This window comes from Cruoricaptor ignavus (assembly GCF_900141665.1).
GTDB lineage: Bacteria > Bacteroidota > Bacteroidia > Flavobacteriales > Weeksellaceae > Cruoricaptor > Cruoricaptor ignavus.
This window is the reverse complement of the sequence record NZ_FQYI01000008.1, coordinates 106,086-123,557: the sequence shown is the minus strand read 5'-3', so window position 1 is coordinate 123,557 and position 17,472 is coordinate 106,086. Positions and strand designations below refer to the sequence as shown.

Annotated in this window: 20 protein-coding genes and 1 pseudogene; 10 read left to right on the top strand and 11 right to left on the bottom strand. The window is 38.2% G+C overall.

The features are described 5' to 3' along the window. Positions 1–152: pseudogene (locus tag BUB43_RS11625) on the bottom strand (IS982 family transposase); the annotation flags it as partial. Between the two features lie 115 nt (positions 153–267). Between BUB43_RS11625 and glpK the strand changes: the two are divergent. The 3 genes from glpK to BUB43_RS08965 are packed head-to-tail and all read left to right on the top strand — an operon-like array spanning position 268 to position 3,348. Beyond that, on the top strand, positions 268–1,764 hold the full coding sequence (gene glpK, locus BUB43_RS08975) for a glycerol kinase GlpK (protein ID WP_073180340.1): 1,497 nt from the start codon (positions 268–270) through the stop codon (positions 1,762–1,764). Between the two features lie 33 nt (positions 1,765–1,797). After that, positions 1,798–2,529 carry an MIP/aquaporin family protein gene (locus BUB43_RS08970; RefSeq protein WP_073180338.1) on the top strand — a complete coding sequence of 244 codons (732 nt, stop codon included), beginning with the start codon at positions 1,798–1,800 and terminating at the stop codon, positions 2,527–2,529. 33 nt (positions 2,530–2,562) lie between these two features. Continuing rightward, positions 2,563–3,348 carry a hypothetical protein gene (locus tag BUB43_RS08965; RefSeq protein WP_073180336.1) on the top strand — a complete coding sequence of 262 codons (786 nt, stop codon included), beginning with the start codon at positions 2,563–2,565 and terminating at the stop codon, positions 3,346–3,348. A gap of 161 nt (positions 3,349–3,509) precedes the next feature. Here BUB43_RS08965 and BUB43_RS11400 read toward each other — a convergent pair whose 3' ends face one another. Together BUB43_RS11400 and BUB43_RS11395 are read right to left on the bottom strand one after the other, a co-directional pair. Continuing rightward, positions 3,510–4,007, bottom strand: coding sequence for a transposase (locus tag BUB43_RS11400; protein WP_221404005.1), 498 nt, complete (start codon positions 4,005–4,007; stop codon positions 3,510–3,512). A 43-nt stretch (positions 4,008–4,050) separates the two neighbouring features. Beyond that, positions 4,051–4,761 (bottom strand): transposase, encoded by a 711-nt coding sequence (locus tag BUB43_RS11395; protein ID WP_260200729.1) that lies wholly within the window; start codon positions 4,759–4,761, stop codon positions 4,051–4,053. A gap of 540 nt (positions 4,762–5,301) precedes the next feature. On the opposite strand from BUB43_RS11395, the gene BUB43_RS08950 reads away from it, so the two are divergent. Continuing rightward, on the top strand, positions 5,302–6,264 hold the full coding sequence (locus BUB43_RS08950; protein ID WP_073180332.1) for an alpha/beta fold hydrolase: 963 nt from the start codon (positions 5,302–5,304) through the stop codon (positions 6,262–6,264). Positions 6,265–6,322: 58 nt separating this feature from the next. On the opposite strand, the gene BUB43_RS11540 is transcribed toward BUB43_RS08950, so the two are convergent. The 4 genes from BUB43_RS11540 to BUB43_RS08930 all read right to left on the bottom strand — a co-directional run bounded on the left by BUB43_RS11540 (position 6,323) and on the right by BUB43_RS08930 (position 11,253). After that, positions 6,323–8,128, bottom strand: a complete 1,806-nt coding sequence (locus BUB43_RS11540) for a 3-hydroxyacyl-CoA dehydrogenase (protein WP_073180330.1) — start codon at positions 8,126–8,128, stop codon at positions 6,323–6,325. A gap of 63 nt (positions 8,129–8,191) precedes the next feature. After that, positions 8,192–9,328, bottom strand: a complete 1,137-nt coding sequence (locus BUB43_RS08940) for a catalase family protein (protein ID WP_073180328.1) — start codon at positions 9,326–9,328, stop codon at positions 8,192–8,194. 11 nt (positions 9,329–9,339) lie between these two features. Then, the gene (locus BUB43_RS08935; RefSeq protein WP_073180326.1) at positions 9,340–10,698 is read right to left on the bottom strand and encodes a Dyp-type peroxidase; all 1,359 of its coding nucleotides are present in this window, start codon (positions 10,696–10,698) and stop codon (positions 9,340–9,342) included. A 3-nt stretch (positions 10,699–10,701) separates the two neighbouring features. Then, positions 10,702–11,253: a hypothetical protein gene (locus BUB43_RS08930; protein ID WP_073180324.1), complete on the bottom strand. Its 552-nt coding sequence runs from the start codon at positions 11,251–11,253 to the stop codon at positions 10,702–10,704. 51 nt (positions 11,254–11,304) lie between these two features. On the opposite strand from BUB43_RS08930, the gene BUB43_RS11535 reads away from it, so the two are divergent. Both BUB43_RS11535 and BUB43_RS08925 read left to right on the top strand, forming a co-directional pair. After that, positions 11,305–11,610, top strand: coding sequence for a hypothetical protein (locus BUB43_RS11535; RefSeq protein WP_317615163.1), 306 nt, complete (start codon positions 11,305–11,307; stop codon positions 11,608–11,610). Positions 11,611–11,719: 109 nt separating this feature from the next. Beyond that, entirely contained in the window at positions 11,720–12,649 is a 930-nt protein-coding gene (locus tag BUB43_RS08925) for a helicase C-terminal domain-containing protein (RefSeq protein ID WP_317615162.1), read from the top strand. A gap of 213 nt (positions 12,650–12,862) precedes the next feature. Here BUB43_RS08925 and BUB43_RS08920 read toward each other — a convergent pair whose 3' ends face one another. The 4 genes from BUB43_RS08920 to BUB43_RS08905 are packed head-to-tail and all read right to left on the bottom strand — an operon-like array spanning position 12,863 to position 15,700. Then, positions 12,863–14,113: a site-specific integrase gene (locus BUB43_RS08920; RefSeq protein ID WP_073180322.1), complete on the bottom strand. Its 1,251-nt coding sequence runs from the start codon at positions 14,111–14,113 to the stop codon at positions 12,863–12,865. Further along, a complete protein-coding gene (locus tag BUB43_RS08915; RefSeq protein WP_073180320.1) occupies positions 14,106–14,399 on the bottom strand; it encodes a hypothetical protein in 294 nt (97 codons plus the stop codon). The genes BUB43_RS08920 and BUB43_RS08915 overlap by 8 nt, the downstream gene beginning before the upstream one ends. Positions 14,400–14,413: 14 nt before the next feature. Continuing rightward, a complete protein-coding gene (locus BUB43_RS08910; protein ID WP_143154083.1) occupies positions 14,414–14,992 on the bottom strand; it encodes a hypothetical protein in 579 nt (192 codons plus the stop codon). Between the two features lie 3 nt (positions 14,993–14,995). Next, a complete protein-coding gene (locus tag BUB43_RS08905) occupies positions 14,996–15,700 on the bottom strand; it encodes a S24 family peptidase (protein ID WP_143154082.1) in 705 nt (234 codons plus the stop codon). 185 nt (positions 15,701–15,885) lie between these two features. On the opposite strand from BUB43_RS08905, the gene BUB43_RS08900 reads away from it, so the two are divergent. The 4 genes from BUB43_RS08900 to BUB43_RS08885 all read left to right on the top strand — a co-directional run bounded on the left by BUB43_RS08900 (position 15,886) and on the right by BUB43_RS08885 (position 17,471). After that, on the top strand, positions 15,886–16,083 hold the full coding sequence (locus BUB43_RS08900) for a hypothetical protein (RefSeq protein ID WP_073180314.1): 198 nt from the start codon (positions 15,886–15,888) through the stop codon (positions 16,081–16,083). Positions 16,084–16,107: 24 nt separating this feature from the next. Then, the gene (locus BUB43_RS08895) at positions 16,108–16,527 is read left to right on the top strand and encodes a DUF7659 family protein (RefSeq protein ID WP_073180313.1); all 420 of its coding nucleotides are present in this window, start codon (positions 16,108–16,110) and stop codon (positions 16,525–16,527) included. A 246-nt stretch (positions 16,528–16,773) separates the two neighbouring features. Next, on the top strand, positions 16,774–17,055 hold the full coding sequence (locus tag BUB43_RS08890; protein WP_073180311.1) for a DUF3853 family protein: 282 nt from the start codon (positions 16,774–16,776) through the stop codon (positions 17,053–17,055). A 5-nt stretch (positions 17,056–17,060) separates the two neighbouring features. Continuing rightward, positions 17,061–17,471, top strand: coding sequence for a hypothetical protein (locus BUB43_RS08885; protein WP_073180309.1), 411 nt, complete (start codon positions 17,061–17,063; stop codon positions 17,469–17,471). Position 17,472: the final 1 nt, after the last annotated feature.

The window sequence follows — 17,472 nt, the reverse complement described above, 5'->3', positions numbered from 1 at the left end:
TCAATGGACTTAAATTCAGCCAAAATAATCAAGCCAATCAACTCTATATCAGATAGTTTTGGTTTTATAGGTTTAAAATAAAAATCTTCAGTTTCGGAAATGTCTCTTAAATTATTTAAAATTAAGTTGTAACTTGCCTCAAGGTTGCTCATAATGGTATTTGATTGGTAGTCAATACAATATACTAATTTTTAGTCACTTGAGCAACCTATTTTATAATGCACTACGGGTAGAAATATTGTAACACTTCTAAAATAAATAAACATCATGCAAGACAAATTAATCCTAGCTTTAGACCAAGGAACCACATCTTCTAGAGCTATCGTTTTCGACCACAGCGGTCAAATTGTAGAAGTATCTCAAAAACCTTTCGAACAAATCTTTCCTCAACCAGGATGGGTAGAACACGACCCTAACGAAATTTGGTCTTCTCAAATCTCCGTTGCCGCAGAAGTAATCGCCAAAACTGGTGTTTCTGGAAAAGAAATTGCAGCTATTGGAATTACCAACCAAAGAGAAACTACCGTAGTTTGGAACAGAGAAACCAGCGAACCTATATACAACGCAATCGTTTGGCAAGATAGACGTACTGCAAAATATTGCGACCAATTAAAAAGTGAAGGTAAAGCTCAATTAATTAAAGAAAAAACAGGTTTAATTTTAGATGCTTATTTTTCTGGCACAAAACTGAAATGGATTTTAGACAACGTAGAAGGAGCTAGAGAATTAGCTGAAGAAGGAAAACTTTGCTTCGGAACAATAGATACTTGGCTTGTCTGGAAACTTACCAGAGGAAAAATGTTTATTACAGACGTTTCTAACGCAAGTAGAACCATGCTTTTCAATATTCATAAAATGGAATGGGACGAAGAATTATTACAACTTTTAGACATCCCAAGAGCTATTTTACCAGAAGTAAAACAAAGTAGCGAAATCTACGGAGAAACCTCTACTACTCTATTTTCAACAAAAATTCCGATTTCTGGTATCGCAGGAGACCAACAAGCAGCATTATTCGGACAAATGTGTACAAAACCAGGAATGGTAAAAAACACATACGGAACAGGTTGTTTCTTATTAATGAACACAGGAAACAAAGCAGTTTACTCAGAAAACAATTTACTTACAACTGTAGCTTGGAAAATTAACGGAGAAACTACTTACGCATTAGAAGGAAGTGTTTTTGTAGGAGGAGCAGCAGTTCAATGGTTAAGAGACGGAGCAAGAGTAATAAAAACAGCTCCAGGAGTTAACTCTTTAGCAGAAACTGTAAAAGATAACGGAGGTGTATATTTTGTACCAGCTCTTACAGGACTTGGAGCTCCATATTGGGATCAATATGCCAGAGGTGTAATTGTTGGTATCACCAGAGGAACTACAGATGCACACATCGCAAGAGCAACATTAGAAGGTATTGCTTTCCAAGTATATGATATAGTGAAAGCTATGGAAGCAGATGCAAAAGAAGAAAGTGTAGAATTAAGAGTTGATGGTGGAGCTTCTGCAAGTAATCTTTTAATGCAAATTCAATCAGATTTATTCGGATTTAAAATTATTAGACCTCAAATATTAGAAACTACAGCATTGGGAGCAGCTTATCTTGCTGGTTTAGCAGTAGGTTTCTGGAAAAACATAGAAGAAATTCAAAATCAATGGATTGTAGATAAAGAATTCTATCCAAAAAGAGATAAAGAACAAGTAGAAAAAGAATTGCACTATTGGCATAAAGCAGTGGAAAGAACAAGAAATTGGATTGAAGAATAATCAATAAAATTACTAATTTAATACCCTATATTTATGACACCATTTATAGCCGAAATCATCGGCACAGCAATTCTTATTCTTTTAGGAAACGGCGTTGTAGCAAACGTAGTACTTAAAGATACAAAAGGAAACAATTCTGGTTGGATTGTAATTACCACAGCTTGGGCATTTGCAGTTTTTGCAGGCGTTACCATCGCAGGCCCAATTAGCGGAGCACATCTTAACCCAGCAGTAACCATAGGCTTAGCAACAGCAGGTTTATTTCCTTGGGAAAGCGTTCCTACTTATTTAGCCGGTGAAATGATTGGAGCAATGATAGGAGCATTTTTGGTATGGCTTTTCTACAAAGACCATTTCAAAATTACAGAAGATGAAGGAGGAAAACTAGCTTGTTTCAGTACAGGTCCTGCCATCAGAAATACTTTTTCTAATTTTATTTCAGAACTTATAGGAACCTTTGTATTGGTATTTGCCGTATTTTATATTGCAGGTCCATCTTTTTCAACAGAAGTAACAGGAGACGCAAAAATAGGATTAGGCACTATAGGAGCATTACCTGTTTCTATTATCGTTTGGGTAATTGGTTTAGCATTAGGTGGAACTACTGGATACGCAATAAACCCTGCAAGAGATTTAGGCCCAAGAATTATGCACTCTATTCTCCCCGTAAAAGGCAGCAGCGATTGGGGATATGCATGGATTCCAGTTACTGCACCGTTAACAGGCGCAGTATTAGCAGCACTATTTTACCTTGCATTACAATAATTTTTATTCAATTTTTTTAAATCAAAAAAAAGAATGAAAAAATTTATAAAAATTGGATTACTCGTACTTCCATTTATATCTTACGCTCAGACAGATAGTTTAAAACAAAGCCCTTTAGAATTTACGGCTGGCATACAAACCAATCACCTTTGGAGAGGTTTAATCATCTCAGACAAACCAATGGTTTCTGCAATGGCAAGTTTATCTCTTAACAAAGAAAAATCTTTGAAACTTGGTGTATGGGGTGGAACTTCTATCTCTAATGAAGCAGACGGAACCCACTATAAAGAGATTAACTATTTCTTAAAATATGAAAAGAATAATTTATCTATCGGCGTTTGGGATTTATACAACTCTAGAAGAGAAACATATCTAGGTGCAAACGATATTTATGAATACGCTAAAAGTAGAACCAAACACATTATAGACCTTAGAACATCTTATCAACTCCCCGAAAAATTTCCATTAAAAATTGAAGCCGACGTTTTATTGTATGGTAGTGCAGATGCTCTTTATAATGACAATGGAGACTATGATAAAAACAAATACTCTACTTACGTAGAACTTTCTTATCCATTCATTAAAAATTCAACTGTTAATTTAAATGGTTTCGTTGGAAGCGCATTTGTCTTCAACGGAAAAGAAGGAAACTACTCTCTATACGGAAACGGAGAAAACAATTTCCAAGTAGTAAATGTAGGGGTTACCGCTAGCAAAAACATCACGGTATTTAATAAAAAACTACCTGTTTCTATGACTACTATGTGGAATCCTACAAGCAAATTTGCAAGAATTCAAATAGCTACTACTCTATTTTAGAGATATTTCAACATACCCATTATTCATTCTTCCTGATTTGTATTAAATCAGGAAGATTTTTTTACAAAGAATCTCTTTTGCTTTGCAAATAGTCTTTTCTAATATCTTGTTGCTTTATAATTTCTTCTAAAAAAGGTTTTATTTCATTATTTAGTCGTTCCTTAACAAAACCCACTATTTAATTTATTTTTAAAAACAGGATTAGAAAACAGCATAATTTGTATCTTACAAAATAAGAAAATAATTTTCTGTTTCAGTAGTTCCATCATTTTCTTCATGTTCCAAGCGGTTGCAGCTAGTAATGCATTGATTTGTGGTCCCGTTTCTCCCATGAAGTAATTTTTTGCCAGCCTAAAATCGGTTTTTAAATGTCCGATGATAGGTTCTATTGCCGCTCTGGTTCTAAATTTTTTGCGCTTTGTCTGCTTTTGATAAGCAGTGTCTTTTTTTCTTGGAGTGCTTGGGATGGAGATTTTCACGCCCTTTATTTCTGATTTTCCTCTGCCACCTCTATCGTAAAGGAGTTCTTTTGGGAGCTTTTGACCACCGGTTTCCATCTGTTCCAAAAGTGGTTCTATGGTGTGACCATCGTAAGGAGTTTGCAAAAATGCTTTAATCCCGAGAATGATTTTCTTGCCTTTGTTGGCGGTGGTTATCAAACCTACCTTATTCCCAAATTGTTCATTGCTTTATTATTGTTTTTTAATGGTATTCACGAATGCTTCGCATTTCATACTGGCTATGCGCTTTTCCTTTGGCAATACATCGGGTAAAAGGCTTGTGAATGCTGTAAATTTTATCGACATCGTTTCTTTTTTGTGTGACAACCTTGGTGTACAATGTCATTAAATCTTTATAAAATTCTTGCTGTTCTGCATTAAAATTCCGTTGCAATTCACGAATCAGTCTCCTGGCGATGGTTTTGAGCTGTCTTTGAGATTTCCTTGCCGCCTTTGCCCGCTTGGGATGTTTTCCGTTGTAGGTGTTGCGCACCATTTGTTTGCTGACTTTTGTGTAGCGTTGTCTTTGTTTTATGCCTTCATTTCCGGCTATTTTGTTGCAATAATCGATCACTTTTTTGCGCAATTTTGCATCGGTAGGAAAAGAGGTATTATTCTCCTGAACGGTAGTATCGGACAAAACAAAATTTGAGGTGTTCGTCTTGGCATCGTGCATTCTTACGCTGTAGGCAAAGATTTTTTCGATACCTTTTTCGCCAATTCTTTTTCGGAAATGAACAAAATTACTCGGGTCACAAGGAAATTCGTGTTCAAAGAAAACCCTGCCACAAAAATGCTGCATATAAGGATTCATGATCCAGGCTTTTTCCAACGTCTCATCGCCCAAATTATACAAATGTTTCAGTAGCAAACAACCCACCATAAACCGAATCGGATGGCTCGGATTGCCCACTTTGGAATACAAGGGCGAAAATTCTTTCTCAAAATAATTCCAATCTATTTTTTAGTAGAACAAGTTCATGCTCGTGGTCAATAAAATCCACCAACATTGGGCGGAATAATTCTGGCTGCTTTTTTGGATTTTTCCCCAACATATTTGCAAGGTTTTAAAGCTCTAAGATACAAATTCTTGCAATAAAAAACAAGCTATTTTAAACCCAAAATACTAATAATCAGTAAATTATAGGTGGTTTAAGGAGAGACTAAATAACGAACCATCAAAATTTTTTTCGATGTCGTTGTCCTCATCGATGAAGATAAAAAAGACAAATGATTTGGAAATATTAACAGTCGTGATTCGCTTAAAGCTCATTTTTTTGGGCCAACCTGTGATGTATCTGGCAAAGAATTTGTCTAAGTTTTTTCGCGCTAAATACGCATCTCTATTAAATCCTATAAAAGAAATTGACTGCAATAACCCATTTTTCTAATTTTATTCGATTCTTTCTTTCGAAAGGGCAGAATTTTTATTTTTGTACAAAATCAACCGACTATGGCAAAACATACACCAGGCTATATAAAAAGGCAGAAAATTGCCAACTCAGGTACACACTTACTTTTTTATGAATTATTCGAACCAATAAATGAACCTCCAAAGGCTACTGTCCTTATACTACACGGGATGCAGGAGCATAGCGGTCGTTATAAAAATTTTGCAGAATATCTGGCGAACAACGGTTTTGCAGTTCTATTATATGACCATCTCGGACACGGAAAAACGGCGGAAAATCGGGTAGAACTTGGCTATTTTCAAAAAGAAAATCCCAAGCAGCAACTGATAGACGATGCCGCAACGATGGCTGCATTTTTAGAAAACAACTACCCTAACATTCCTCACTTTTTACTAGGTCATTCTATGGGGTCTTTCATTGCAAGATGCTTACTTCAGAATCAGGAAGCCGATTTTAAAGGCGCAGTCATCGTGGGAACGGGAGGAAAAATCAACGGAATCGGTTTGGCTAAATTTTTCCTGTCCATTAAGAATATTATTGCCCCAAAACACAGGAGCAAATTCATCAACCAAACTTTTTCAAAAATTAATAATCAACATTTTAAAGGCGAGAAAGATGGCGACCTTAACAGTTGGCTGAGCCTCAGCAAATCCAACCGTGAATCATTTTGCCGGGACAGCCTATGCGGAGTACCTTTTACCAATAATGGTTTTTACGCATTAGTTTCTCTAAACCAACAGGCAACGGAAAGAAAATGGGCAGAAAAAATACCAAAAGAATTTCCCTTTCTTTTTGTAAGCGGAGCTGATGATCCGATAGGAAACTTCGGAAAAGGTGTTGAAAAAACGGTAACACAAATGCAAAAAGATGGATTTACAGATGTTAAAGCAAAAATTTATCCTGCTATGCGACACGAAATACTTAATGAAGACATTAAAGAATCTGTATATGAGAATATAAAGGATTGGATTTATGAAAATATCACAACCAAAAAAGTATTTTAATTAAAAATAATTGATTAATAATTAAAATACTTAGTTTATAATGGAAATTTAGCATTTATCAAGCTTTTAAAAAATCCTTGCTTTGCCATTCTGGATCAGGATATTTGTAAAAACCTTCGCCGGATTGCTGACCAAGTTTTCCTTTGTCGATAAGTTCGGTTTTTAGCTTTTCTGCTATTTTCTGTGTTAATTCTCCCGGGATTTCTTTTAAGATGTTGTAATTGGTGTTCATCCCATTCAAATCTAAAATGGCCATCGGTCCAAAAGGAGCACCTGTTGCTATTCTCCAGGTTTTATCGATTGTTGCAGGATCGGCAACGTCATTCGCCCACAGCGCAAGACCAGCCACCAAAAGCGGAATCAACAAAGAATTCAGAACGTAGCCCGATTTTTCCTTCTTCAGTTCCACGGGTAGCATAGCAATGGATTTTGCAAACTCTACAATCTCGTTATAAACCGTTGGGTCGGTTTGATCTGAACCCATTATTTCTGCCATATTACGAACCATTATATGATTGGCAAAATGTAAATGGATGAATTTTTCCGGACGATCAGTAAATGTGCTTAATCTGCTCGGCAAAAGTGTGGATGAGTTGCTCGCGAAAATGGTTTTTTCCGGCGCGTGCTCAGAAGCTTTTTCCCAGAAATCTTTTTTGATATCGATGCTTTCCGGTACGGCTTCTATCAATAAATCAGCATCTTGTAAAGAAGCTTTCAAATCTGTAGAATAAGTGAGATTATTTTTGGTATTTTGGATTTTTTCTTCATCAGCTTTCAGGTAGTTCTTATATTCTTCAGCCAAGACATCAAAACGGTTATTGGCTTTACTTAAAGCTTCATCATTAACATCATAAACCATGACTTTATAGCCGAAATAAGCACACTGCACCGCAATCTGAAAACCGAGAACGCCACTTCCAGCCACCACAACATTTTTGATACTGATTTTAGATAAATCGGCTTCCGGCACTTTCAAAAAATCTGGACTTTGCCACGAAGGATTTGGATATTTGTAAAAGCCTTCGCCAGTAGAAATTCCCAGTTTATTTTGGTCGATGAAAGTTGATTTAAGTTTATCCAGAACAATCTTATCATCTGTTTTGCCCTTCTCTACTTGCAGTTTGTAAATGTTGTATGGTGTCGTCAATCCGATAATATCATACAAAGCCATTGGTCCGTAAGGCGAGCCTGTTCCCAGCATCCAGGTTTTGTCTATGGTTTCTGGCGTAGCATAATCGCCAATCCAAAGCTGCATTCCGGCATTCAGAAATGGATTTAATAAAGAATTGAGCACATAACCTGGAACTTCTTTTTTTACCAAAACAGGCACCATCCCTATCGCCTTGGAAAAATCGACTATTTCCTCAGTTATTTTTTCGTCGGTTCCTGGATGTGGCATAATTTCCGCCGTATTTCGCAACCATATTTGATTGGCAAAATGCAGGTTAAGGTATTGAGCCGGTCTTCCTGTCACCTCAGCAAACTGACTTGGCAACAAGGTGGATGAATTACTTACAAAAATGGTTTTCTCCGGTGCAATTGCGGAGAGTTGCTTATAAAATTCCGTTTTTATTTTAATATCTTCTGGCACTGCTTCTATCAAAAGATCGGCATCTTTCACGGCAAATGCCAAATCGGATGAATAGTGCAGTCTTTCCCTGGCTTCTGTAATTTGTTCTTCGGTGGCGCCAAGATCCTTTTTATGACTTTCGGCCAAGCCCTCGAACTTTGCTTTAGCCTTTTCCAACACCTCATCACTGATATCGTAAACAGTGGTTTCAAATCCGTGAATTGCTGTTTGAAAAGCAATTTGGAATCCTAAAACACCACTTCCAGCTACCGTTACATTTTTTATTTTGCTCATAATTTTGGTTGATTTTTGGTAATAAAATTTACGGAACTAGGACTCAGCAATCTTCATTTTCAATTATAATTGATAAAACTCCGGACTGAATGCTTCCTCCAAATTCTTTGGTTCTTTACGTTTTTTGTGATTTAGCTCGTGTCTTGAGGTTGAAGATGTTACATACGCTGACTGCCGTGAACGCTGTAAATTTCCGATCGGTGAATTCTCTTCGATGGTTCTGAACGGTGTAAAAGACAGATTTTCCATAATTTCAAAATTACCATCCTCAGGAACCGTTTGTTTTGGTATTGTGATTTTTGCCACCGTACGGAATGGTGATAATTCCTGCGACCATTCTTTTGTAAGGTCATTCACAGGCATTTCTTTCAGGTCTTTGCAAAGTTGTATTTGCAACTCAAACGTAAGGTTTTTTTGAGCTATTTCTTTGATAATTCCTTTTCTGTACGGCCATTCTGCGCTGTCTAGATCAATATCTTTTTCCGTGATGGCGTTCTTGGTCTGCTCAGTTGGGATCACTCTTACTTTGGCGATATAATCACCGTGGCGTACCGCTCCCATACTGTAAAATTCATAAAGAAAACTGTTGATTGAAGGGATTTTTTCAAAAGTTTTAAGAGCGCCCAATTCCTTCAAAGCCTCAAAATTTGGAAATGCTTTTTTATTTTCGGTGACCCAAAGTGTGGCAAATTCCAATTTTCCCAAGGCTCCCTTTTCAAAGAAATCATTTAGCTTTAAAAAAAGCTTTGAAATGAAAACATAATGTTCTGCAGAGTTGCAGAAAAACACGGGATTATTAATCAGGTTAAAATCAACATTGGGAGAATCTTCCTCTCCGGGAGATAATTTTTTGCCATCTATCCCAAAAATCTTTAAAGCAAATCCTTGTGCGTTACCGCTTAGTTTATCGGGCAAAACTCTGGACGAACCATTGGAAAAGCGAACTACTGCCTGGTGTTTTCCCGGTTTCGCATAAATGCCCTGCGCCAGTTCTCCGGGCAGATTATCCAAAATTTCAACCTCTGCTTTCAGCACTGCATAGCCATTGGCGTGCGCATCTCTTGTATGATGGGTCGCCCTGCTTAGGTTTGGCGTATTTTTGATGTATTCGCGGATATCGTTATTAATGGTGGTAATATACTCATCGAAATTTTCTGGAATTTCTTCCACTTCGTAACTGTACTTGATGTATTCTTCCATAGTGCTTTTTTTTATTTTAATTCGCTAATCCATTTTAAAGCAGAAATGCTTGGGATAAAACAATATTCGCCGCCTTTCACGATGTTGTAGGTTTGCAAACCACGGTATCTTTTGATGAGGGGTTCTCCAGGTACAGAAAACAGTGCGTCTTCGTCCTGTACACCGATCATAGGATCTTTTTCTGTTCCCAGATTTTGGGCGTTACCATCGTTTGCCCATTGTTTTTGAAGAAATTCCAGTGTTCCCATTGCATCGGCACTAATGCCAATAAAATACTGTCCACGTTCCTTACCGTCATTTTTAGTTACCTCCGGCGGAACAATGTCGCCAAAAGTTACACTTCTTCTGATGATCCTGTGCAAACGTTCATCCTCCAAAACAAAAGATTTGGAATCTCTTGGGTTCATCCTGCGGATATGCGAACTGAACGGACACTTTTTACCGTACTCATCATTCTTGAAAGAAAAATCATTGTTTTTTTGCATATCATCTCCTAGCGATTTATCATCCTTTTCGGGAGCTAAAACCAAAGGTGCACCACTTCGCCAGCGACCTACCATTTTAGCAGCCAAGAGCTCTCCCTCTTCCGGCGAAGAAGAATTTTCTTTAACGAATTGATTAAATTCTGCCACTTGGCTCTGGTACTTTCTGAAAACCATAAAAGAACCGTTCTTTCCTAAAACTTCAGGTTGTGGAAATGGCTTTATGAAGCCTGCTTCTCCAGGATAGCCCAATATAAATTCGCCTGCTTTAAGTGGACGATCAAATCCGGGCGGCACATCTATCCCACTGCCTTCAATCTCCGGATTACTGATGCCATCCCTGAATCCGAATACATTTTTAACCTCTTCAGATACTGCGAAATCGTGGCTCATTATTACTTCTACGCCGTTGTTATTCGCCAATTTAGAACGAAATTCCTCCAGCTTGTTTTTCCAAGCCTCTTCATTGTTGGCGATAATTGCCGCTGCGATGTGAATATGTGATCTTTTAAAAACCTTTTCCCAGTTTTTAGGGTCATTGACTCCAATGTCATACAGAAACCGGGAACGTTCTGCCATTCCTTCCTTGAAGGATTCGGGAAAAGTATCGAGTGACTCTTGAGGGACACCGATTTTTTCCAGACCTTTATAAGTGAATGTCAAAGTAAGCGATGCGCCTTCATTCTTATGCCATTCTTCCGCAGAACTCACAATCGGCAAAAGTTTTTGGAGCATTTGTCTGGCTGCCACGGCATCTTTGATTTCAATAATAGCCACTGTTCCGAAATATGGTATAGGTCGGCTTCTGAGAATTAAGGCCTGTATTTCATTCAGCTCAATTTCTACTTTATTTGGATTAAAAATTCGCTTTAAAAATTCCAGTGCCATAGATTAGATTTTATTTGCTTCGTCAATTGCCTTATTCAGTCCTTTAATGATTTTATCATTTCTCCTTATATCATTCACCGTAAGATGCGGAACACCTACATACCAACCTGTCGCGGTAATCTGATGGTCTAGAATGAACTGTTTTACACTCGGGTCTTTTATGCCTGGCCAGCCTTCAACATTCCCAAAAATGATGTCCATCAGCTGCGGAATTTTTGTAGCGAAATCATCAATATAAGCATCCCAATCACCATCGTAAGCCGTGCAGAAAAGAATCTTGGTATCGTTATCAAACAAAACTATACGAAGATCATGCAGCGTTCCTACTTTGGTTGCACCTTTCAGATTTCCGCCTGCAATTTCCATTATGGTTTTGAGATTTTCTGCACCTCCGGGTTTTAGGTTTGCCATCGCAGTTAACTCAGATACACGACCGGATCTTAACCCTTTTCTTCCGGCAGATGTAGTGGAATGGTCGTAACCATCATCGATACCTTCACTGAAATTCGCCTTTGCTAGCTCGGCAGCCAATTTTGCTTTGTCTATAAAACTCATAATTAAGATTTTGATTAATGATTTATATTGTTTTGTAAATCAACAATAATTTTGAGGAGATTTTACAAATGTTATGCCATAGCAATCTATCGTAATGTACCGAAATTCGTATTTTATGTACTGAAATACGAATTGCTCAATGAAAACTTCAGCGAAACCCAAAAAGGAGCGATTCTTACGCATATCCTGAATGCCCGCCTGATTGCCATTTCTCCATATCTTTCTCCATATTATGAGGGAGAAGAACCGTCTTTGGATGAGTTTATAGAGGATTCTCCGAAACTGAAGCAGACGATGGATTTGATTTCGGCAGAACAAGAACGACATTCCGGATTCCGGTCAAATCATCTATTCTGAATTAGCTGTTTCGGAATTTCCGAAACTGAAGGAATACCTTGTTCGGGAAGTCGGATACAAACCGGAAGAAGTTGGAGTCATCACGGGTGCGACGAGCAAACCAAACCGTATGAAGATTCAGGACGATTTCAATTCGGGAAAAACAAAGGTAGTCATCGGAAGCGAGGCGATTCAGGAAGGAATGAACCTCCAGGAAAATACGACGGATATTTACATGCTTTCTCTTCCGTACAATTTTACCTCTCTACGGCAAGTGGAAGGAAGAGCTTGGCGACAAGGAAACAGGAACGAAAATGTAAGAATCAACTTTATGCTCACGAATGACAGCATAGATGTCTTTATGCTTCAAAAACTGCAATCCAAACAGGCAAGATACTTGGAAGCGATGAAAAAAGGAGCCGATGTTTTGGATATTTCCGACATCAGCACGCAGGAATTGAAAACCGCCATCATCACCAATCCAGAAACCAGAGCGAATATCGAGATTGAACTGATGAAAAAACGTATTGAAACCGAGAAAAATAAATTTTTGGCTGATTCTGCTTTTGTGCTTCGAAAACATGACAGTTTTATTAAAATTCAGGAAGAAGTAACTAAAGCGCAACATAACTACAACCGAATTTTAGGGTATTCCAAGGAAGAGGGCGAAAACGCTGAATACTGGAAAAACCAGCTTCCATTCTATCAAAAAACCATTGATTTGACAAAGGAGAAAGTTCAAGAGGAAATTGATATTCTTTCACAGAAAGGCGTGAATGTGACGGAGATTGAACAGCAGACAAAAATTACTGAAGACAAGATTGCTGAACTGGATAAAAGGTTGGAGGAGTTGCCTGATGTTCGGGAAGGATTGGTTTCTAAGTATAGGGAGGAGAAAGAGGAGCGGTTGAAGAATAATGAGAGGAGAGATTATTTAGAGGAGAGAGCAAATGAAAATGCGGTCTTGTTCAATATAAAGAAAAGCGAAATGATTGACAAAGTTATAGAAAGTTTAAATGTACAAAAATTAGAAATGGAAAATTATGGAAGAAAGAGATAATAAAAAAACAGGGACTTAAAGTCCCTGTTTTAGTACCCGCCATTCATAAATAACTGATTTATAGCGTTGTTTGTAGCGAAGACGGGAATTAGCGAGTGTTTCAGCCTAATTCATCAGGTTTCACAGCATCCTTTGCCCTGCGGTTTTAAGCTCATCCAAAATTAAGATTATTTTGTTTGGCATCGTAAATTTCGGGGATAAAAATGGGGATATTTATTTTTTGTTAAATTTTTTCATCTCCTCCGACTTCAGTTCATCAACAATCTTCACATATGGCTTCATTGCTCTTTCATCCTTATGACCAGTCCAAGTTCTTACTACGATTGTAGGAATATTCATCTTGATAGCGTTGACGATGAATGTGCGCCTTCCTGCGTGTGTGGAGATGACATCTTTCTTCAGATGCGTGATTGTGTTCCTTTTCTCGCCTACAAAGAACACTTCCTTCAATGGTGTGTTCCATTCCATTGTTTCTCCGATTTCCTTCAGATAGTTGTTGGTCTTATCGTGTGAGATAATTGGTAGCGGCTGGGGATAGTCGGTATATCGGCTTAGTATCTCTTTGGCGTAATCGTTTAAATCAATTCTCAGCGGATCAATTGTTTTCTCTGTGACGACTATGAAATAATTTTCGCGAATATCCGAGTGCTGAAGTTTCTTAACATCAGAAAATCTTTGTCCAGTAAAGCAGAGGAAACAAAAAACATCCCTTACCTGATTAAGCCTCTGGCTTCCGAAATCTTTGTAAAAAAGCTCTATTAGTTCCTCCCACTCCAAGTAAACTATTTCCTTCAAATCTCCGCCAGTTCCTTTAAAACTCAGTTGTGTCGTCTCGTGCAGGTTTCCATTGTAATATCCTTTGTTGGCGCACCAAGTGAGCATCGTAAAAAAATCAGCGATGTTCTTCTCAACAGTTGTATTTCGGTGTGGCTTCCTCGTTCTTCCTGTTCGGAAGTCTTTCGGCGCAGTCTGAAAATAGTTTATAATCCCGATTATATCGGCTTCTTTAAGTTTGTTCAGTGTAAGGGTAGGATTAAAGATTAAAAAATGGTTTTTAATGGATGTGTAGCTTTTTATCGTACCTTCCTTCCACTGCCTTACAATGCTCTGATGCTTTATGTACATTTCGAAGGCTTCCGATAGCAAAATATCATCCACCTTATCAGATTTTCCTTTTCCTAATCTTATCCTAAATTCCTGGTGTATTTCATCAAAGGTGGGGTATCGGTTTTTATTCACTTCATAGTGAAGGAATATCTCATCGGCAATATTCAGAAGCCTGTTCAGTTCTCTTGCTCTCTTATCTTTTGTCTTTAATGTCCTTGTCTTTGGATTCCACTCCGAAGGCTCTGCTGATATTCCAGTGTAGATTTCTGTTCTGCCACCGTTATAGGAAATCCTCAATCTGATGATATTCTTTCCGTTAAGGTTGCGTAATGAAAAAACGGCTGAATAGTTAAGCATTCTTTGCCTCGTATTTTCTAAGCATCGAGCCGTGTCCCGTTAAAAGCCAATTGGCAGAGTACCCAAGTTTTACCATAAGCGTTAACAGGTTAGGGTTGAATTGCCGTGTAGGATTCTGAGCCAGGCGGTACAGGTTTCCCTGCTGCAGCCCATACAGCCTGCAGAAAGTTGCGAACCCCCTCATATTGTGGTTGGCGATGTAGTGCCATACGGCTACGAAAAACCTATTCTGTATCGGAAAGCGTTCCGCATCGGGAAGCGGAAAATTAATGTGTGTCTTGTCCATTCTTTTAGGTGTCTTTAGGTGCTGATGTTGGAAAATGTTTCTTCTGTGTCGTGATGTATTTCCTCAAGTCTTTGCAGCGAGTGCTGGTAGGTTTCGTTGTCAATTAGGATGGACTTAGCCCTCTCAATGGTTTCAAACATTCGCACCGTGTGGTTCTCTTTTGCTCTCGCTGTCTTAAGACTTTCTATCTTTAGGATGTAGTCGTTGTAAAGTTCATTAACCGCCCTGGCTATTTGCTGGTTGTACTCCTGCTCGAATTCCTTCAGGAAGTTTGGCTGGTTGGGAATTGTAAAACTTATAAGATAGTTCCAAGAATCACGAACGGCATTAATCCTCGTTTCAATGGTGTCAAGATTTTTGCTCCGCCTTATTATCTCAACGCTTTCATTAATTATCTGCTTGTGTCTATCAACAATATTGTGAATGCTGCAGCGGAATTCATCTTCTTGATTTGCTAATGAATCTGGTTGATTATTAATTTTTCTTTCCTCAAGTTGTCGCTGTTTCTCCGCATTATCCCTTCCTGCGTTAATCATTATAAGAAACAGAAACATAAAGATGATGAAGATGAATATGATAAATAGGATGTTCATGTCTTACTTGATGTAGTTATCGGGAACGATTGGTCTATTGCTGGTGATCTTGCAGAAGATGAAGATTTGCAGAACATCACTCATATGCACCTCGTAATCATCATAGGCTTCATTATATGAGTGAAGAGTAAGCGTTTCGCTTGTTCTGTCGTGCTTTATGATTTGCTTCAGCACCGTTCCATCCCTCGTAACGATTACGAAAAGATTATTGTAAATCTGTAATCCTTGCCATTGGTCGTAAATAACCTCTTTGATTAGTATTTCACATCCATTGGGGATTGAATATGAGGTGCCATTGTCCATACTATCTCCATCTACACGGACAACCAAATAATTGCCTTTTTCAAATTCGTGTGGAACGAGCCGCTTTCTTGTTTCGGGAAGCAAATCAGGGTCAACGCCTCCTATCATACCTGCCGCCACGGATAAGTCCCGATATTCAAGCCACCGATAATTATCTTTAGGTATAGGGGTTAGTTCTTCTTTAGTTTTATTTCTTCTCTTTACGATTTTGTCTAATTGCTCAAGTGCTGATGGCTGATTTAATTCATCGGAATTAAGCGAAGGAAATGTATTGTAAATTTTATCGAAAAGGTTATCCGTTAAATACCTGCAATTTCCATTAATCGCTGATGAAAGGTTTGTCTTGTCAAAACCAATGGCATCGGCAAGGTCTTTTTGAGTCTTAATCTCTCTACTTCCTTTCAATTTGGCAACGATTCGCACCAATTCGCTTTGTTTTTCGCTACAATCTTTGTTCGTATCCATAAATTTTAATCTTCTAAAAATCAATTACTTATAAAAAGTTTGTAAAATTTGTATAAAATATTTTGTGACACAAATAAAGTTTGTATATTTGCAATACAAATGTGTTACAAAAATAATATTTAAAAATGAAACTAAAAAGAGAAGTAAAGCGCTTACTGATGAAGCCCGAGTATTTGGGTCTCCTGATGCACAAAACTGGTAAAACGCACGCTACAATCGTGAGGTGGCTGCAGACCGATTACAAAGACCTACAACTGCCACAAACAGTGGCGATAATTGAGGAAATTACAGGAAGGTCAAGGAGAGAATTATACGAGTTATAGAAACCAATTTAAAACCACCATACAATGAAAAGTTTAGATTCCTACACGGACGAGAAAATCTCCGAGTTGCTAAATGAAAACGGAGCGTTCTTCGCCTTCAACGACAGGCAGTTTAACGAACAGGCAAGCCCTGAGAAACTTTATTCATCGGTTTCTTGGCTTCCTGGCCTTTGCATCCCGAATGAAAATTGCGAAGCCGTTATCAACGGGCTTGAGAGAATTCACGATGAGGGCATAAGACAGCAGGTTTCACAGCATTCTGCTGATGAGATTATTCAATACCATTACTTCAATTACGAGTGTCAAATTTCCTACGACAACACGGATGCTCTTAACGCACTTGAGCCGTATCGGTTAAAATTTCCTGAAATCTTCACGGACGAGCAAATTAGAAAATCCTTTAAAGCCGCTTGGGATAAAGCGGTAGAGAACGATTGGTTTTAAACATTAATCTTAAAAATATCTCAAAAATGAAAACACTTGCAGTAAAGATGAGAAACAGCAGAGTTTCACGAAGCCAAACAAAAAAGTTCGGGGAGCAACTTTACAAATGCTTCCGACTGTCTGACAACAAGTATACGAAGTATGAACTACTGAGCCTTGCGTTTAAAATGCAGTGCCCCCAGCGATTTGATATGGAGGCGGACTTCTTTTTCCTTTACCCTCTGTCACCAAAAAAGAGATTAAGCAATGATACCACAGCAGATTCTTAACAAGCAATTAATCACGATGACTGGTGAGGAAATACTGATGCTTTTCAGCGCGATTAAGGAAACTAAAGCAGAGCATAAAGACTTGACGAAGCCACACTACGCACACGGCATCAAAGGACTTGCGGATTTCTTGGGCTGCGGAAAAACCAAAGCACAGGCGGTGAAGAACTCGGGCGTAATTGACGACGCTATAGTGCAGAATGGAAGAAAAATAATCATTGACAAGAACAAGGCATTCGAACTTTTAAACAACCAATAACAATTATGACCACCAACGAACTAAGTAAAATGACAGCGATTGAATTCCTTCGGAAAGAAGGTAAGCACATCAGTATTGATGTATTAGACTACATCGATGATAACGACATCTATCCATATAGGGGGACAAAGACCACATATCAGTGGTTTGAAACAACTCTTGATTTAGACTTTGATGAGTTCTACTTCGAGGCTGATATTAGCGTAAGCTTCGATTGCGTTGCGTGGCATCATCCAGGGGGTCTGTACGAGCCCGAGGAACACGAGATTGACTTTCAAGACATTGATGCGGAAGTGCGGATTACAACCTGTATGAAGTATGATGATGAGTCTGAAGAAATGAAGGATTATAATCTTTCATTTGAGGAGAGATTGCAGGTAAGAGATTACTTGGAAAACAACATTTGGCTTAATTAAA

Excerpts from the sequence above, each read along its gene's own strand:
- BUB43_RS08895 (WP_073180313.1), top strand. The coding sequence starts at position 16,108 with ATGAAAAGTTTAGATTCCTACACGGACGAGAAAATCTCCGAGTTGCTA.
- BUB43_RS08950 (WP_073180332.1), top strand. The coding sequence starts at position 5,302 with ATGGCAAAACATACACCAGGCTATATAAAAAGGCAGAAAATTGCCAAC.
- BUB43_RS08940 (WP_073180328.1), bottom strand. The coding sequence starts at position 9,328 with ATGGAAGAATACATCAAGTACAGTTACGAAGTGGAAGAAATTCCAGAA.
- BUB43_RS08970 (WP_073180338.1), top strand. The coding sequence starts at position 1,798 with ATGACACCATTTATAGCCGAAATCATCGGCACAGCAATTCTTATTCTT.
- BUB43_RS08890 (WP_073180311.1), top strand. The coding sequence starts at position 16,774 with ATGATACCACAGCAGATTCTTAACAAGCAATTAATCACGATGACTGGT.
- BUB43_RS08925 (WP_317615162.1), top strand. The coding sequence starts at position 11,720 with ATGAAGATTCAGGACGATTTCAATTCGGGAAAAACAAAGGTAGTCATC.
- BUB43_RS11540 (WP_073180330.1), bottom strand. The coding sequence starts at position 8,128 with ATGAGCAAAATAAAAAATGTAACGGTAGCTGGAAGTGGTGTTTTAGGA.
- BUB43_RS08900 (WP_073180314.1), top strand. The coding sequence starts at position 15,886 with ATGAAACTAAAAAGAGAAGTAAAGCGCTTACTGATGAAGCCCGAGTAT.
- BUB43_RS08930 (WP_073180324.1), bottom strand. The coding sequence starts at position 11,253 with ATGAGTTTTATAGACAAAGCAAAATTGGCTGCCGAGCTAGCAAAGGCG.
- BUB43_RS08910 (WP_143154083.1), bottom strand. The coding sequence starts at position 14,992 with ATGAACATCCTATTTATCATATTCATCTTCATCATCTTTATGTTTCTG.
- BUB43_RS08965 (WP_073180336.1), top strand. The coding sequence starts at position 2,563 with ATGAAAAAATTTATAAAAATTGGATTACTCGTACTTCCATTTATATCT.
- BUB43_RS08920 (WP_073180322.1), bottom strand. The coding sequence starts at position 14,113 with ATGCTTAACTATTCAGCCGTTTTTTCATTACGCAACCTTAACGGAAAG.
- BUB43_RS08935 (WP_073180326.1), bottom strand. The coding sequence starts at position 10,698 with ATGGCACTGGAATTTTTAAAGCGAATTTTTAATCCAAATAAAGTAGAA.
- BUB43_RS08915 (WP_073180320.1), bottom strand. The coding sequence starts at position 14,399 with ATGGACAAGACACACATTAATTTTCCGCTTCCCGATGCGGAACGCTTT.
- BUB43_RS08885 (WP_073180309.1), top strand. The coding sequence starts at position 17,061 with ATGACCACCAACGAACTAAGTAAAATGACAGCGATTGAATTCCTTCGG.
- glpK (WP_073180340.1), top strand. The coding sequence starts at position 268 with ATGCAAGACAAATTAATCCTAGCTTTAGACCAAGGAACCACATCTTCT.